A 15,746-nucleotide genomic window follows, 5' to 3' on the forward strand; every position below is an offset into this window, starting at 1 on the left:
ATCACACCTTGAACCTCGGAGGGCTCCGGCAGCGGCAGCGCCTTCGCCTACGGCATGCGCCTACGTCGATACACGTCGAACCTGGCGGGCTGTGGGTCGGCGCCCCGTATCCGCAGGAAGGTGGCGGGCAATGCGGGCGTCATTTCGACCGGCTCCGATGAAGCAGCAGAGGTGGCCTCGTGATGGTGCAGGTTCCTGTTGCCGCTCACGCCCCCTGGGGGCCGGTGGGTCGCGGTTCGCGTGGTGTGGCGTACATGGTCAGGCCCTTGGGTGTCGGCGTGAGTTCCAGGCTCACCCCGATCCTGCGGCCCGGTCGTGCGGGGCGCAGCGTGCGCGTGCTTGCGAGGGTTGCCAGGGCGACGGGCAGCATGACGTCGGCCGCGGCCGCGCCGGGGCAGTACCGGGGACCAAGGCCGTAGGCGAGAAGCGCGGCGGGGGCCGCCTTCGGCTCGGCGTCGGGGTGCCAGCGCTGCGGATCGAACACGTCCGGGTCGGGGTAGCGGTTCCTGTCCCGTCGCAAGGCTCCCAGCGGCAGGGTGACTACGGCTCCGGCCGGGATCCGTACACCGCCCTGGCAGGTCTGGTGGCGGGTGCGGCGGACCAGGAACGGGATGCCGTGAAGGCGGGTGACTTCTTGGACGAAGGCGGTCGCGAGCGGAAGCTGATGTGCGTGGAGGCGGCCGGGATCGGGTGCGGCGTCGGCTTCGTCCCGGAGCGCTTGCTGATAGTGCGGGTGGCGGCCCAGTTCGTAGCAGGCCCAGGCGAGGGTGGACGCGCTGGTCTCCATGCCGGCGATCAGCAGGGCACGGATGTCGCGGTGCACCAGGTGGGGATTCCCGCGGGCGGCGGCTTCGAGCAGGGAGACCAGGTCCTGGCCGTCCGGGGCGGGCCGGTGTCGGGCTCGCACCTGGCGGACGGCCTCGTCCAGTTCTGCCAGCGCGCGGCGGCAGGCGCGGCGCCGGGGCACGGGCACCCAGGGCCAGGGTGAGAGCGCGTAGCGCCAGAAGGTGCCACTCGACAGGGTGGAACGGGCGGCCGCGATCCCGGACAAAGTGTCGGGAGGGAGCGCGCTGTTGAGGATACAACTGACGAGGAGGCCGCAGGCGAGCCGACTCATCTCCACCCGGATGCCGAGCGGCCGGTCCGCGGGCAGGTCGGCGAGAAGGCGCCGGGTACAGGTTTGGACACTGGGCCCGAGACCGGTGAGCCGGGACGCGGCGAACGCGGGCCTCATCACGGCGCGCCGCTCCCGGTGGGCGGCGCCCTCAAGGCCGACCACGCCGTTCTCATTGAAGTCGCGCAGGCTCGGGTCCGGCCCCCAGAACCGAAAGGTGTCCTCGTCACTGCCTACCTTGCGCAGCAGTGACGGGTCGTTGACCTGGAAGGCGGTCGCCGGACCGGTCCTGGTCCTGACGACCGGGCCGGACCGGTCGAGGCGGGCCGCTAGGTTGGCCGGGTTGAGCCAGAACCGCAGGGCGCGGGAGTGGGTGAATACCTCCGGGCCGGGCGGTGCAGACGGTTGACCGGGGCTGGCTGTCCTGTCGACACGCATGAGCTTGGCCGTCCTGTCCATGTTCGTCGGCCTCTGCGGGTCCGGCCGCCAGTACGGTTGGGAAACGACCAACCGCCGAGTCGGTCACGGGAAGGCCAGGCCCTTTCATCGCGGAGAAGCTGGCCGGCCGTCACCGCGCTGCCGAACGGCCGGCACGGTCAGTCAGTCGTTCGCGGACGGTACGGCCCAGAACAGGGCCAAGGCCGGTGTGCCGACTGCGCGGTGACCACCCCTGCGATGAGCAGATGTCCCACACTACGAAATGGGGCCCAAGGCCGCTCGCAAGAGGTTCTCCTGGGAGGACCATCGCGACCGCTTGGTGCGGACACACATCCAGATCGACGGATCGATTGTCGTCTGGGGCAGCCTCGACACCCATTTGCCCGCAGAGCTGAAGGAGTACGAGGCCAAATACGACTGGCTCACCCCGTCCGGCCGCCGCCGTATGAACCCGACCTGAACCCCGTCTGGTCACTCGTGCGCAAAGCAATGGCCAACACCGCTTTCAGCACACCCGACGACATCGACCGGAAGCCCGCAGTGAGTTGCGCAGGATCCAACTCCGGCCCCGCCCATTCGACGGCTGCCTCACCGCCACAGGGCTGGCCATCAACGTCGCGTGCCGGGAGCGTCGGCGGACGCCGTCCGGCAGTTGACGGGAGGAGGCGGCCGGGATGAACTGCAGCCTGATCATGCCGGTCCTGAGGCTCGCGGCGGCGTTTGCAGCGGACTGTCAGTGTGACGGTGAGCCGGGTCATCATGTTCGTTCGGAGCGCACCGCCGACGGCATCGTGTTCCTCCGCCCGGGCTGCGCCCAGAGAGAATGGCTGATGATCATCGGCAGCCACTGTGGCACGATCTGGTCCGGCTGCCGGGTGGACGACACAGACCTGGCCCCGGCTCGACGACGATTCGCCGGTGACGTTCGCCCACTGGGACACCGACTGGGTGGAGAAAGCCGAACGCCTAACCCTGTGAGCGATAACACCATGAGTCATCGGGTTGCCTCATCGTCGAGCCGGCGACCGGTCTAACCTCAGGGATCCAACACGAGGGTCTTGACTGGGTCACGTCAAGTCCCCATAGTAATGCCTGGCTCTGCGCGAGCTGCTCACCTCGTCGATTCGCCCGGGCCGACTCGTGACTTGAATTGTTAGCGCTAACAATCAGCCGGACCAGCCCTTGGCCGACGACACCTCCGTCGGCAGCCTTCGCCAACCGGCGCGCCCAGCGCTTCCGGCCCCTACCCGTAAGGAGCCCGTCCTTGACTGTCCAGACCTGGCTGCGTCGCGCACGACGCGGTCTTCTCGCCACCGGCACCACCGCCGTACTGACCGTCGCGCTTCTGGCCGGCACGGAGGTCACCTCGCAGGCTGCCTCCCAGGCGCCCTGCGACCTCTACGCCTCCGGCGGTACCCCGTGCGTGGCTGCCCACTCCACCACCCGTGCTCTCTACGGCGCGTACAACGGCGCCCTGTACCAGGTCCGGCGGACCTCTGACAGTGTGACCAAGGACATCGGCCTGCTGAGTGCCGGCGGCTATGCCGATGCCGCCGCCCAAGACGCCTTCTGCGACGGAACCACCTGCGTGATCACCGTCATCTATGACCAGTCCGGCCGGGGCAACAAGCTCACCCAGGCCCCAGCCGGCGGCGCTGCCCCCGGTCCAGACAACCTCGCTCCTGCGACCGCCGCGCCGATTACCGTGGCCGGCCATCGGGCCTATGGCGTGTACGTCGCCGCCGGAACCGGCTACCGAAACAACAAGACCAACGGCATAGCGACCGGCGACCAGCCCGAGGGGATGTACGCCGTCCTCGACGGCACCCACTTCGGCGGAGGTTGCTGCTTCGACTACGGCAACGCCGAGACGAACAACCTCGACACCGGCAACGGCCACATGGAGGCCATCTACTTCGGAGACAGCACGATCTGGGGCTCAGGCACCGGCAAGGGCCCGTGGGTCATGGCGGACCTCGAGAACGGCCTGTTCTCCGGCCCCGACGCCGGCTACAACGCCAATGACCCGAGCGTCAGCCACCGCTTCCTGACCGCAATCGTCAAGGGCGCACCCAACCTCTGGGCCATCAAAGCCGCCAACGCCCAGTCCGGGGGCCTGTCCACGTACTACAACGGAGCCCGGCCCAACGTCTCGGGATACAACCCGATGCACAAGGAGGGTGCGATCATCCTCGGCATCGGAGGGGACAACAGCAAGTCCTCCAGCGGCACCTTCTACGAGGGGGTGATGACCTCCGGATATCCGGCGGATGCCACCGAGAACGCGGTCCAGTCCAACATCACCGCTGCCAACTACCAGGCTCCCGCCATAACGTCCAGCGCCCTCACCGCTGGGGCGCGCGTCTCCCTGAAGGCCACCACCTCCTGCTGCGACAGCCACTACTTGCGCCACCAGACCGACGGCACCGTGGCCATCGCGCCGATCACTTCCACAAGTTCCAGCGGCGACAAGAAGGACGCCACCTGGATCGTTCGATCAGGGCTGGCCAGCAGCGCTTGCCTGTCCTTCGAATCCGCCGCGGCCCCCGGGCAGTATCTGCGCCACGCGGAATTCCAACTCCACACCGCGGCCCCGAACGCCACCACCCTGTTCAACCAGGACGCCACCTTCTGTCTCCAGGCGGGCCACAGCGGGCAGGGCTACTCCTTCCAGGCGGTGAACTACCCCAACCGGTTCCTCCGCCACTACGCCTACACCGGCTACCTCGCAGGGGACGGAGTCGGCGGTAACACATGGGACAGTGACGCCCTCTGGAGCGATGACACCTCCTGGCTGCCGGCCCAGCCCTGGTCCTGACGGACCGTGTCCTCCGTCGGTGGCGCACTCTCCACAGGTGTGCCGCCGGCGGAGAACGAGCGTGTGGCCGGTCTGCGCAGTGACGGCGACGTCCGGCCGTAAACCACGGGACGCGGCGCTCGGCTTCGGCCCGACGTGGTCGTCGGTGGCTGGCTGCTCACGTTCCTGTACCACCTTCAGCAGCCGTTCGAACCGCCGCATCCGCAGCTCCGCGAACGTCTCCACCCGCAACGGATCAGCCCCCAGCGCTCCGCCCACGCAGGGTAGGTGCCCGATCGCCAGCCTTCTGCAACACGCCTACAAGGGTGTTGCAGAAGGCTGGCCGCGGCGGGCCGAAGTGGCGTCTGGCCTGCCATTACGGTGACATGGCGAGGTTGCGAACGGTGACGACGGCTTGGACGGCGTGGTGGAGGCCGTCGTCTTTCTGGCGGCAGTCGCGGAAGACCTTCCAGTTCTTCATGCGGCGAAGATGTGCTCGGCGCGGACGCATCGGTGTTCGGCGTTGTCACCCCTCCTGGCGCGCAGGAGTGGGTGTCCGGCTCTCTCGCGGTGAGGGACTCCCGGCCTGACGTATGAACAGGGGACATCAGGTCCCCTCCGCACAGTCGAGCACTTTGCGACCATGCTCACTGAGCGCCAGGTCGACCTGCCGGGCTGGCTCGACGCCGTCCGGCAGGACGACCTTCCCAGCCTCCACACCCTCGCCTCAGGACTGGAACGCGACCGTGACGACGTCATCGCCGGCGTGACCCTGCCCTGGAATCCGGGCGTCGTCGAAGAACACGTCAACTGGATCAAGATGCTCAACCGCCAGACGTTTGGCCGAGCCGGCTTGGCGCTCCTACGCAAGCGAGTCATGCTGGCCCGATGCCGTCCACCGGCTGTCCTCCCCGGATCAGATCGCGGGGCGCCGGAGCACGTTGGCGGGCTCCCAGTCGCTCTTCCAGAAGGCTGCGAGCCCGTACTCGTTGATGAACTGCCGCTCGACCTCATGGATGGGGTACATCCCTTGAATGTTGATCACGTCGTGGCTCTCGTGTCCCGCAGGGCCGACGTCGATGCCCAGGCAGTCGCCTCTGTCGAGGACCAGCGGCGCCGACACGCAGAATGCCGTCATCTCTGACTCGGGCACGATGCGCTCACCGAAGTTGATCGTGCTGCCGTAACCGAATGGGCAGGTTCCACGGAGCTGCTCGGCGAGGAAGCCCACCGCGTGGGCCCAGATCACATTGGCCGAGTTCACGCTGAGGCAAAGTTCCGGCGAGCCGAGCTGCCAATCGGGATGCTCCGCCAGCGACAAGCCATAGGTGAGCACCGTGAGAAGCCCGTCCGGCAGGTTGTCGTAAACGATCTCCGTCACCCTTGCAGCCCCTGCTCGGTCGACTCGACAGGGAAGAAGCGGGGCTCCCTTCCTCCGGAAAGTCGATCAAGATGTGCGAGGTACTTCTCAACGCGGCCGGCCATGTGTCCAGCCTGCACGATCGTCCACCGTCGCACGCCACAGGGGGAACGCCTGGGCGGCTTGCTCGTGCCTTCCCGGAGTTTGTCTCCCGCCTTCTCTGCGGGTGCGAACAGGAGGCGGAGCCGGCACGCGCCGTGCTGTGGGTGGGCCGCCCGCCGACCCGGGGTCCGGCCGGTCCCGCCACCCCCGCGCCGGCGCGCCCTGTGGGGTGACGCCCAGAGCGTTCGCGGCGTGCTGGCGCGCGTCGGTCATGCGTCATGCTTCGGTGTCAGTCCCTGGTGGCGAGTACCTCGGGGACCGGCCGGAGCGTGGTGCGGGGGGTCTCAGGGCGGGTCGCGGCGAGGGCATCGCTCCGGGGTGCCGGGGTGCCGGGGTGCCGGGGTGGGCGCGGAGGCGTGGAAACCGCCCAGGCGGTGGACAGACCGCAGGGCCGGGCCCGTCGTCCACGGAGCCCGAAGGCGGAGTTCTCCGCGTAAGTGGGCGCCGGCGATGTTTGGAAACGCCGACTCGGTAAAGACGGCCCTTACAGCTTCTTTATACGACCAGGTTGGTGAGGTAATCATGGGTATCATTGCGTGGATCTTCATCGGGCTGCTCGCGGGTCTCATCGCCAAGGCGCTCATGCCGGGCAAGGACCCGGGCGGCGTCATCATCACGATGCTCATCGGCATCGCGGGCGGCCTTCTCGGCGGCTGGCTCGGCAAGGTCATCTTCGGCGTCGACTCCATCGACGGCTTCTTCGATCTCTCTACGTGGATCGCGGCCATCGTCGGCTCGATCATCCTGCTCGTGCTCTACCGGGTCATCACCGGCAACCGCCGCCACGCCTGAACCCAAACGTTCCCCCGCACAGTGACGCAAGGGCTTCCCCGATCCCGGGGAAGCCCTTGCGCACAGCGGCATCCGGACTCAATCGTGTCGCTACATCGCCGTGAGCTCACCCGGTTCCAGTGGAGCGGATCCGGCAGCCTGGTGACACGTCCCGGCCGACCGGGTGGAGAAGCGTCCTGGTCTCCTCCGCGCCGGCGGATCAACTCGATGGACGTCCCACCAGGTCACGTGGCACGCTCCACTGCGTGACCGCGATTCGAAGCCTGGCGGAGTTCGGTTCCTCCGCAGCCATCGGCCCGCTGCACTGCGGCGCGTCTCTCAGCGACATCGCGGCGATCCTGGGCCCGCCATGGGACATCGGTCGGGTGAGCAAGCGTCGGCGTTGGCCGCATCTGTTCTCGTACGGGGATGTTGAGCTCTGCGTCTGTCGATGCCGCCGTGTCACGATGATCAGCGTCCAGACCTGGCGAGAGACCGTCGAGCTTCCCGTTCTCGGAACGGAGAAACGTGCGACGTTCACCGGACCATTCACACACTCACAAATCACGGCCGAGCTCAGCGCGATGGGCTGGCGCTGCACCCCGGTGAAACTTCACCAGCCGCCCGGACAAACGGCTCTGCAGGTCGAGGCGACGGGTGTGACCTTCACCTTCCGGACCGAGGCCGGCTCCGAGCCCCTCTTGACCAATGCCGGCCACTGGAGCACCACCCACACGTGCCCACCCCACCCAACCCACGCTCCAGATGACGGATTCGGCGCGTGATGAACCCGGGTGATCCGGCCCATCCTCGCGGAACTCCCCGGGACCCCGCGGTGGAGACGCAGTATGGCCACTGCGGTCGTGCAGAAGGGCCGAAGCGGCCAAAGGAACCACTTGTGTGCACGCAGTTCGAGGGCTCGAAGCAGAAGGTATTCTTCCGCCTCGGCTGATGTCTTCCTACGAAGCTGCGGTACCAGTCCGGCCTTCATTCGAACCCGCGCTCTCATCGAGCCTCTTCCAGACTGCTGCAAGTGGCACCGTGGTTGCGTTATGCCGCTGGAAGCGACGGAAGGTGACTTGAGTCGTGTGAGTACTATCGCTGCTACCTGCTCAACCCCCCCACTTCGAGAGCCGAGGATCACATGTCCACAAACCCTTCAGTCCCGAGTGTCACGGCGGACTATGCCCAGCGGGTTGCTGACGACCTGTCTGCTAACCGGGGTGAGCAGGAGCGTGTGCGTTCCGAACTGGATCGGCTGCGGGACGAGCTAGTCCGTCTGGAGGAGAGTGAGCAGGTCCTGACGAAGATGCAGGATGTGCTCGGCGGGGCACCCAAGCCGACGGCGAAGCAGGCCAAGAGCCGCAGGGCGGCTGCGGTTCCGGCAGCCCGCCACTCCAACGCCAAAACCGCAGCAGGGAAGTCGGGTGCCGTCGGCGGACGCCAAGCTGTCAAGAAGCCTGCCGCGGCGAAAAGGCCGGGCGAGGCGACCTGGCTGGAGCTGACCACCGCCTACCTGGGCGGACAGGGCGAGCCCAAGTCTGCGGCCGAGATCTCGGATGCGCTGACCGAAGCACACCCCGAGCGGACAGTTCAGGTGCCGGTAGTGCGCAACGCTCTGGAACAGGGAGTCGCACAGGGCCTACTGGAGCGAACCAAGCAAGGACGCTCCGTCTTCTACAGCCCGGTCCCCGCTGCTCCGACCCCATCCGACTCCTGACGCACTGCGCCCGGCGTCCCGGGGGACGGCTCGCCCCCGGCTGGCCTCACCCAGTTCCGCGGCGTCATCGCCTCATACGTACCCGGACGGCTCACACTGGGGTTTTCCCTCGGGCCGAACGCCGGGCGTTTCAGGTCATCCCCTGACCGTGCTCGGCGCCCGGGGCGAGCGGCGCATGCACCCCTATGACGCGGCCCTCGGCCTGGACCACGACGCGGCTGGCGGGGACCGGCTGTCCGCCTGGTGCACGGAGGCGACGCCGATGTGCTTGCGGACCTCGCGGCCGGGGAGTGCGGGGCGACCGTGCGCCGTCTCGCCGTCCCGGGTACGGCACCGCTCGCGGTGACCGGCGAGGCACTGGTGATCAGCCGCTACGGGTCGGGGGAGGGCGCCGGCCTGCGGCTGACGCTGGCCTGGCCCGTCGGCCTGCGCGGCGCCGCCGCACCCCCCACCGGGGGTGGACGCGTCCGGCACGCTGTACCCGCCGCCGCGCCGGGGGACTACTGCCGGTGCGAACAGCACGACTTCGGTGGTCCGACCCCCTCGCCAGGGTGCACCGAGCACCCCATGCCGCACAGGCCGCGAGGCCCGCGTGCAGCGGTGCCCGAAAGCACGTCCCTCGGTTATCCCGAGTGTCTTCGATCGGGGATGCCGAGATTCCCTGGGGGTAAGAGACGTGGCATGACTTTATCGAAGCCATCGAAGTACGCGTTAATCATTCTCGGCGTTTATGCGGCCGGAACGCTGTACCTGCGGTTCGGGAACCATGAGAGCTGGGGCAAGGCGTTACTGCTCTCGTTGTTCTGCACACCGGTGGTCCTGTTGTGGTGGTGGGTACGAGACCGGTTGATGGATCGTGCCCGCCGGGCCGGTGAGCGGCACAGGAGGCGAGCCGCAGCACCCCGCACCAGGCACTGAGCGGGGCACAATGGAGTCGCGCACCTATCAGTAGGCTGAGTGGCTCGCGCCATCGTTCCGAATCATGCATATGGCAGCCTGGCGCATATCGGCGGGGGAACCAACTGAAGTTGCCCTCGAGAACCCGCTCCGACGCAGCGCCATTGGAATGCTCACGGTTGCCGCCGTGAACTGCCTTTGACCCGCGACGCTCAGTCGGCACCACGACCGTTCTGACCAGATCTGATCGCATGGACTGCACCGTCTGCCGACCCTACGGGACGACGTCGCCCGGTGGGTGACGCTGAGGCGAAGCACGATAGTTGTCACATAGGCGGGCCTGTTGTCACCGGCCCTCCGTCGGCCGGAGCTCTCCGGTTTAGCAGCGAGTCCGCGATCGCGACGGAGGATGGAGCGAGCCGGGTGCCACCGTCGTCGATGTCCCAGAGCGAGTTCTGCAGCAACCGCCCCAGGGTCCAGCCGGTCGCGCGTGCGCGGTCCAGGCCGAGGACATCGGTGAGTAGGTCGAAGCGGCGCCGTACGATGCGCAGGGTGTCGCCCTTCGCGACGACATCGTCCCACCTGCTGTCCAGGGCGGGCCACAGATCGAATCCCGGGTCGCCGGCGAGTGGCTCGGGATCGATGGCGATCCACGGCTCGCGCTGCGCGGCGAGAACGTTGTCGTAGTGCAAATCCCAGTGCAGCATCCGGTCCCCGGGCTCACCGGCCAATTCGGCCACCGCCGATGCCCAGCTGCGCAGGAGCTTACGGTCGGCCGGGTCGAACAGCCGCACAATCGCCCGAGGGACCTTATCCAGCATCTCGGAGGCGATGTCGCCAAGACCGCGAAGTCCCTGCGGTGCGGGGACCGCGACCAGTCGCGCGTGGAGCTCGGCAAGGGTGCCCATCGCCACGTCGTCATCGTTGATCGAGGCCAGCGTGCGAGTTCCGTTCAGGCGCTCCAAGAGCATGCTGCTGCTCATGGGGTCGTGATCGAGCAGTCGCACCACCCCCTTGCCGTTCCAGGTACGAAGGCCAATCAGTGCGGCAGCGGTCTCCTGTCGGGGCATCTGGAGTCTCAAAACCCCGGGCGTGCCGTCGGAACGCAACACCGGCAGCACCAGTGAGGCTTCTCCGGCTTTTGCAGCGCCATCCCGTTCCAAATCCCAGCGTTCCAGCATATTCGCTGCGAGAGTCGGCAGTCCTGCGATCCAGGCTCTCCCCTCCTCACCGAAGCCCGCGGCATACGACGCCGCCAGGTGATGTGGGACCTCGTCGCCTTCTAACGTGCTCACGTCGGACTCCGTCGCAGGGGACCAGGTGCGCGCCGCAACCTACCGGAGGTCAACGGACAGCCTGCCGTCGCGGCACACCAGCCAACTTGAAGCCATTTCGGATACCGGCCTCAAGTAGCAGGACCCGATCTTGCCACCGGTGGCAGAAGGATGGCTGCACGCGCGGGTGCGACCGCGTGCCTCACTGGTGACAAGCAGACTGCCTCGCCTAGGCACTGTTCTCGGATCACGTTCTGAGCCAGATGGCGAGGGCCCGGAAGCCTTTGAGGCGGTTGCTGGTGCGTTCGACGGTGTTGCGCTTCTTGTATCGCTCGCCGTCGAAGCCGGTGGGCCGGCCGCCTCGGGAGCCTCGGTTCTTGCGATGTCTTTGCTGGTCGAGGCGTTCGGGGATCGTGTGCGGGATGCCGCGTCGCCGCAGGTAGCGGCGGTTTCTGCGCGATGTGCACGCCTTGTCCGCCAGGACACGGTCAGGTCGGGTGCGAGGCCGGCCGACTCCGGTGCGGGGCACCGATACCTGCTCCAGGACCCGTTCGAGTTGGGGTCCGTCCCCATAGTGTCCGGGTGTCAGGACGAACGCGAGGGGCCGGCATCGCCCGTCGGCGGCGAGATGGATCTTGGTGGTGAATCCGCTGCGGGAACGTCCCAGACACTCGCCGATCTGACCACCTCCTCCAGCCGGACGGCCAGATTCCGCAGCACCGGATCGACCTGATTCGTCCCACGCTCGGCCCCCTTTTTGAGGAACGGCGGCCGGGGATACCTTCCTCGCGTCGGCGGCGTGCTGCACGGCCACGCGGTCACAGGCATCTGCCTCCTGCGGCTGGGAAGCGTCCGGCCGGTCCGGGCCCCCAAGGCACTCGGGCTGCGCAGCGAGAACGCGGCGCATCGGATTGCCGTCGAATGGGACGGGCCGGACGGCGTCGACTGAGGGAGGCAGGTTCGTGCTCAGGGACATGCGCCCCGGTGGTCCTCTACACCACCGCCCAGGGCGGCTCGGGCTGCCGCGAGACGCTCCCTGGATTCGGATATCCACTCTTCGCCCATGTCGAGCGGCACGGAGACGACGATCTGGGTGCCGGTGCCGTCATGGACTTCGACCACGTAGGGGTCGTCGGATATGAATCGGAGGTAAGCGGCGCGGCCTGATTGTGGCCACTCCGCCGTGAACGGCTCGTCAAGGTCGGCCTCCTGTTCGGCTTCCTCGATAGCGTCCAGAAGCCGACCCCAGTCTGAGAGGTCATCGGAGTCGAACCCGAGGTGGACAGTTCCGTTCACGAAGCCACTGGTGACGACGGCCTCCGCGTCGTAGTGCCGGACTGCCGGAGTTTTGAGGGTGGGCTGGGACGAACGCAGACGAACGATGATGCTCTGGGTGAGGTCGGTCAGCCGGATCAGCTCGATCGCATCTGGCTGCATGTTCATGTCCATGACCGGAAACCTACGGCGGGTGCTTAGGAACTGCGGATCATGACCGGACCGTGGCGTTTGGCGCGGCACCTCGCCGCGTTGCCGAAGCGTCTCGGAAGCGACGTTCTCGCGGATGCCGCGGGCGGTCCTCGGCTTCATCTTGAGTGCAATGGCCAGTGGCTGGAAACCCGTCTCGGAACCCATGAAGCGGGTTCCGAGACGGGTCCTTCACCGCACCACGACGTTGTCCGCAGCCGAAGTTGACGGTCCGGTGGTGGTGTTGCCGTAGTACACCCAGCGCCACGCGCCGGTCTTGGACGCCTTGACGGTCGTCCTGAGGCCACCCGAGCCGCTGGCGTGAACCTTCTTCACCGTGGTGTAAGAGGTGGCTCCACTGGGCTTGAACTGCAGGCTCACCAGGCGGCCCCCGTAGGAGGCGTACTTCTTCGTCTCCCAGTTGGCCCGCGTCACCTTGCCGGTCACGGTGATGGTCTTGCCCTTGGAGACCGGCTCGGGCGCAGCGTTCACAGTCAGGCGGGAGTTGCGCTTGACGTAGACGGTCAGGCCCTTGTCGTCCGTGTCGCCACCGCCACCCTTGAAGTACACCTCGGCTGCGACCTTCCAGGCTCCGGCCTCGCTGTTGCGCATGTCCCACACATCCGGGTCGAAGTACATCGTCTCGGCGATGTCGCAGACACCCGACCTCACCTGGTTGCAGTCGCTCGTTTCGATGGCGTGCCACAGTCGGTCACCCGTATCGCCGCGGTACAGGAACACCGCCGGCCACTTCCACTTGCGGGTGGTCTCCATCCGGAAGGAAGTGGGTGCCCCTACCTCCTTGGCCACTCCGATCACGATCGGCTTGCCGCCGTTCACCTGGACGCGGGTGAAGGAGACGCCGCCCTCGGCCGCCCCGGCCGGCACCGCGGCCACGCCCGTGAACACCGCCGCCGCGCCACCGGCCACGAGCACTCTCCAGACCTTCTTGCCCACCTGATCCCCGATCTTTCCATCTCTGTGTCTTGCACTGAAAGGCGCCGGAGAGCCCTCCTCCGGCGCCTTTCAGACAGTCAGGAGCCATACGTGGTTGTGCACCCGTGGATCACGATCGGACATCATTTCCAAGCTTCAAGCCCGAGGCCTGCACTCCAAGTTCGAGACACTCAGGTCAGGCGCCTCCACGACCTCGCGTTGCACGACGGCCGCCCACCCGGTGAGCACGCTCATACTCCCGCCCCACCGCCGTCAGCCGGCCACCCCGTGCCCGCAGCGCCCTCGCACGCCTTGAACGTCAGCGACCAGGCACGCCACCACCGCATGCTGCTGCTCAACGCCACGGAGAACGCGGGCTCTACGAATTATGGGTCCGAGTTCTGGCACTTCTCGGCAGCGGACCGGTACGACGCGATGATGCGCCACGAGCCGCACGCGCGCTACGGACCGATCAAACTCCCATAGCACGTGGCCGGACTCGTCCACTTCCCCGCCCTGTCCGAGCCGCAGACACAGGAGTGTGGGGGCATCCGTGTCACGACCGGCCCGCACGACTGCGACAGACGAACAGTACCGAGCGGAGGCACGTATATCCGACGACACCCAGCAGACGATCCGGGCCATCCCCGAGCCCGTCGATCGGCTACGTAAGGAGCCGTCAGCATTTGAGGATGGCCTTGGCGCGTTTGCCGAGGCTGCGGATCTTGGCGTGATCGCGGTTGTGACGCCGACGCCATCCGCGCAGACCTTTGCCCCGGAACGGGACGCGGACAGCAGGACCTGGGCCCTGATACGCCTCGCCCGCCCAGCACTTGATGCCATCGGCGGCGAGAGCGGCAGGAATGCCGCGGGTCCGGGCCGCGGTCAGATCGTGCACGGCCCCGGGTAGTGCCTCCGAAGCCCAGATCAGACGGCCCGCTGGATCCGCGAGTACCTGCACGTTCATCCCGTGGTGCTTCTTCTTCCCCGAGTTGTACGGCTGGTCGGCAGCGATGCGGTCGATCGGCAGCAGGGTGTCATCGAGGATCACGAGCAATAGTCAGGACTTGTGGACCAGGTCAGCCTGATTCCTTGAGGTGATGGAGTCGGTGGTGTGCCGCATTGCGGACTCGGCGGGTCCGCCCGCGTTCTGCGAGTAGTTGCAAGACGTCGGGTGCGGTGACGATCTGTGTGGTCACGGCTGTGCACTGGAGCCAGTCGGAGGCGTCGGTGAGCTCCTCGGCGGCCCACGGTTCGCCCAGGGCGAGGGTCCTGAGCAGGCACCATTCGCGGAGTCGGGTGGTGAGGAAGTCGTGTTGGTCGATCACCCCCGACATGGCCTGGGCCCATGCCGTGAATGCCGGGGCGGTGAGAAGTTCGGTCGCCCGGCGGTCCATGTGTCGACTCACCGCGCTGACGGCCATGGTGGTGTCCTCATCGCGCAGAACAGCAGCCAGCAGGTCGGCTTCGTCCGCCGCGGCGACGGTTTGCAGGGCCTGGATGTAGTGGGCGAATCGCCGATGCTCGGCGGGCTCGTCGCTTTGGTGTCGGCTGTCCATGCTGCCTTGCCTTCCGGCCGTTCCATGAGGTGACCGTTCTCGAATCGGGCGCCGTCCCGGCCGAGGGCGACGAGGTGGGGTGCGGTGACCGCTCGCCAACGGGCCTGGGCGGATTCCACGAGCTTGAAGACCATCGCGAGGGCGGCGGACGGGCTGCCGGCACCGCGGGTGACCTTGGTCCGAAGTTTCACCGTGCTGAACGTCGACTCGATCGGATTCGTCGTGCGCGGATGCACCCAATGTTCGGCGGGGAAGTCGTAGAACGCCAGCAGCTCGTCGACCTCACCCATGATCTCCTTAGTGGCCTTGGGCCACTTCGCGCCGTACGCCTTCTCGAACGCGGTGACCGCGTTCTCCGTGTGCGCGCGGTCCTCGGCGTTGTGGATCTCCTGCAGGTCCGCTCGTGCTCCGGGCTGAGTGGACTTCGGTAGGGCGTTCATGACATTCCGCATCTTGCGGACCCAGCATCTCTGGTGCCTGGCCTGCGGAAATACCTCCGCCAGGGCAAGCCGCAATCCCATCGCGCCGTCACCCACGACGAGCATCGGATCCGTCCCGCGGTGACTGCAGTCCCGCAGCAGGTCCGCCCAAGACTCGGTGGACTCACGCAGGCCCTCGGCCATCGCGATCAACTCCGCGGTGCCGTCCACCCGCACGCCCATCAGGACCAAGAGCCACGAATGCGTCGGCGAGAGCCGGGCCTTGGGATGGACACCGTCGGCCCATACGTAGACGTAGTCGGTTTCAGCCAGGTCACGACGCTGGAACTCCGCATGGTCGGCGGTCCACTGCTTCGTCAGCCGAGTCACCGTGCTCGACGACAGCCCAGCCGAGGAGCCCAGGAACTGCTCCATCGCGGGCACGAAGTCACCCGAGGGACAGGCCGTGCAGATATCGCATCGGCAGCACCTTGCTGACCTTCGGAGACTTCCGGCACCACGGCGCGAGAAGCTTCGAGGAGAACGCTTGCGCTCGCCGGTCTCCGCGTCGACCCGCTTGTCGTTCACGCGCGGGACGGCAACCTTGACCGGCCCGGCGGCCGTCGTCACCATCCGCGGCCGGTGGCGGCCGTTGCGGACCACCAGTCGACGGCCGGCCTCGTCACGCTGCCCGGCGAGCTCGGCCATGTACTGATCCACCTCCGCCTCCAGGGCGGCGGCCGGCATCCGCCGGGCTCCCTCCCGGACGATCTCGTCGATCAGGGAACCGGCCCCGGTGGTGCCGTCCTCGTCGACTACGCTGAGCATGGGCGTG

14 protein-coding genes and 3 pseudogenes are annotated in these 15,746 nt (G+C 67.3%); 7 read left to right on the top strand and 10 right to left on the bottom strand.

The annotated features are described in order from the left end of the window. Nucleotides 1-205: 205 nt before the first annotated feature. Nucleotides 206-1,552: a cytochrome P450 gene (locus BLW14_RS31530; protein WP_093710921.1), complete on the bottom strand. Its 1,347-nt coding sequence runs from the start codon at nucleotides 1,550-1,552 to the stop codon at nucleotides 206-208. A 316-nt stretch (nucleotides 1,553-1,868) separates the two neighbouring features. Here BLW14_RS31530 and BLW14_RS34690 point away from each other — a divergent pair, with 316 nt between their 5' ends. Together BLW14_RS34690 and BLW14_RS31545 are read left to right on the top strand one after the other, a co-directional pair. Continuing rightward, on the top strand, nucleotides 1,869-2,012 hold the full coding sequence (locus tag BLW14_RS34690; RefSeq protein WP_177154165.1) for a hypothetical protein: 144 nt from the start codon (nucleotides 1,869-1,871) through the stop codon (nucleotides 2,010-2,012). A gap of 804 nt (nucleotides 2,013-2,816) precedes the next feature. After that, on the top strand, nucleotides 2,817-4,370 hold the full coding sequence (locus tag BLW14_RS31545) for an alpha-L-arabinofuranosidase B (protein ID WP_093710481.1): 1,554 nt from the start codon (nucleotides 2,817-2,819) through the stop codon (nucleotides 4,368-4,370). Between the two features lie 355 nt (nucleotides 4,371-4,725). Here BLW14_RS31545 and BLW14_RS35435 read toward each other — a convergent pair. Together BLW14_RS35435 and BLW14_RS31555 are read right to left on the bottom strand one after the other, a co-directional pair. Further along, nucleotides 4,726-4,928: pseudogene (locus BLW14_RS35435) on the bottom strand (IS5/IS1182 family transposase); the annotation flags it as partial. Between the two features lie 337 nt (nucleotides 4,929-5,265). Beyond that, complete coding sequence (locus BLW14_RS31555) at nucleotides 5,266-5,730, bottom strand: suppressor of fused domain protein (RefSeq protein ID WP_218137692.1); 465 nt, start codon at nucleotides 5,728-5,730, stop codon at nucleotides 5,266-5,268. Nucleotides 5,731-6,393: 663 nt separating this feature from the next. Here BLW14_RS31555 and BLW14_RS31560 point away from each other — a divergent pair. The 3 genes from BLW14_RS31560 to BLW14_RS31570 all read left to right on the top strand — a co-directional run bounded on the left by BLW14_RS31560 (nucleotide 6,394) and on the right by BLW14_RS31570 (nucleotide 8,362). Then, entirely contained in the window at nucleotides 6,394-6,663 is a 270-nt protein-coding gene (locus BLW14_RS31560) for a GlsB/YeaQ/YmgE family stress response membrane protein (protein ID WP_093710482.1), read from the top strand. Nucleotides 6,664-6,908: 245 nt separating this feature from the next. Then, nucleotides 6,909-7,427, top strand: coding sequence for a hypothetical protein (locus tag BLW14_RS31565; RefSeq protein ID WP_093710483.1), 519 nt, complete (start codon nucleotides 6,909-6,911; stop codon nucleotides 7,425-7,427). Nucleotides 7,428-7,786: 359 nt separating this feature from the next. Continuing rightward, the gene (locus BLW14_RS31570) at nucleotides 7,787-8,362 is read left to right on the top strand and encodes a hypothetical protein (protein ID WP_093710484.1); all 576 of its coding nucleotides are present in this window, start codon (nucleotides 7,787-7,789) and stop codon (nucleotides 8,360-8,362) included. A gap of 1,223 nt (nucleotides 8,363-9,585) precedes the next feature. Here the strand turns inward: BLW14_RS31570 and BLW14_RS31580 are convergent. Further along, nucleotides 9,586-10,554, bottom strand: coding sequence for an aminoglycoside phosphotransferase family protein (locus BLW14_RS31580; RefSeq protein ID WP_093710486.1), 969 nt, complete (start codon nucleotides 10,552-10,554; stop codon nucleotides 9,586-9,588). Nucleotides 10,555-10,798: 244 nt separating this feature from the next. Continuing rightward, nucleotides 10,799-11,344 (bottom strand): annotated as a pseudogene (locus BLW14_RS31585) (IS5 family transposase); the annotation flags it as partial. Here BLW14_RS31585 and BLW14_RS34820 point away from each other — a divergent pair. Then, nucleotides 11,333-11,482 (top strand): hypothetical protein, encoded by a 150-nt coding sequence (locus BLW14_RS34820; protein ID WP_218137711.1) that lies wholly within the window; start codon nucleotides 11,333-11,335, stop codon nucleotides 11,480-11,482. The pseudogene BLW14_RS31585 and the gene BLW14_RS34820 sit on opposite strands and share 12 nt — an antisense overlap. A 17-nt stretch (nucleotides 11,483-11,499) precedes the next feature. Here BLW14_RS34820 and BLW14_RS31590 read toward each other — a convergent pair whose 3' ends face one another. Both BLW14_RS31590 and BLW14_RS31595 read right to left on the bottom strand, forming a co-directional pair. Continuing rightward, on the bottom strand, nucleotides 11,500-11,982 hold the full coding sequence (locus tag BLW14_RS31590; protein ID WP_093710922.1) for a DUF5959 family protein: 483 nt from the start codon (nucleotides 11,980-11,982) through the stop codon (nucleotides 11,500-11,502). Nucleotides 11,983-12,189: 207 nt separating this feature from the next. Beyond that, the gene (locus tag BLW14_RS31595; protein WP_177154166.1) at nucleotides 12,190-12,954 is read right to left on the bottom strand and encodes a hypothetical protein; all 765 of its coding nucleotides are present in this window, start codon (nucleotides 12,952-12,954) and stop codon (nucleotides 12,190-12,192) included. Nucleotides 12,955-13,245: 291 nt separating this feature from the next. Here BLW14_RS31595 and BLW14_RS31600 point away from each other — a divergent pair, with 291 nt between their 5' ends. Then, entirely contained in the window at nucleotides 13,246-13,419 is a 174-nt protein-coding gene (locus BLW14_RS31600; protein ID WP_256332945.1) for a M15 family metallopeptidase domain-containing protein, read from the top strand. A 199-nt stretch (nucleotides 13,420-13,618) separates the two neighbouring features. Here the strand turns inward: BLW14_RS31600 and BLW14_RS31605 are convergent. From BLW14_RS31605 to BLW14_RS31610, 3 genes and pseudogenes are all read right to left on the bottom strand, one after another. Then, nucleotides 13,619-13,984: pseudogene (locus BLW14_RS31605) on the bottom strand (transposase family protein); the annotation flags it as partial. A gap of 28 nt (nucleotides 13,985-14,012) precedes the next feature. Next, nucleotides 14,013-14,357: a hypothetical protein gene (locus BLW14_RS34695; protein WP_177154167.1), complete on the bottom strand. Its 345-nt coding sequence runs from the start codon at nucleotides 14,355-14,357 to the stop codon at nucleotides 14,013-14,015. Further along, entirely contained in the window at nucleotides 14,339-15,739 is a 1,401-nt protein-coding gene (locus BLW14_RS31610; protein WP_177154168.1) for an IS256 family transposase, read from the bottom strand. The genes BLW14_RS34695 and BLW14_RS31610 overlap by 19 nt, the downstream gene beginning before the upstream one ends. Nucleotides 15,740-15,746 lie beyond the last annotated feature (7 nt).

The organism is Streptomyces sp. 2131.1, assembly GCF_900105515.1.
Lineage (GTDB): Bacteria > Actinomycetota > Actinomycetes > Streptomycetales > Streptomycetaceae > Streptomyces > Streptomyces drozdowiczii.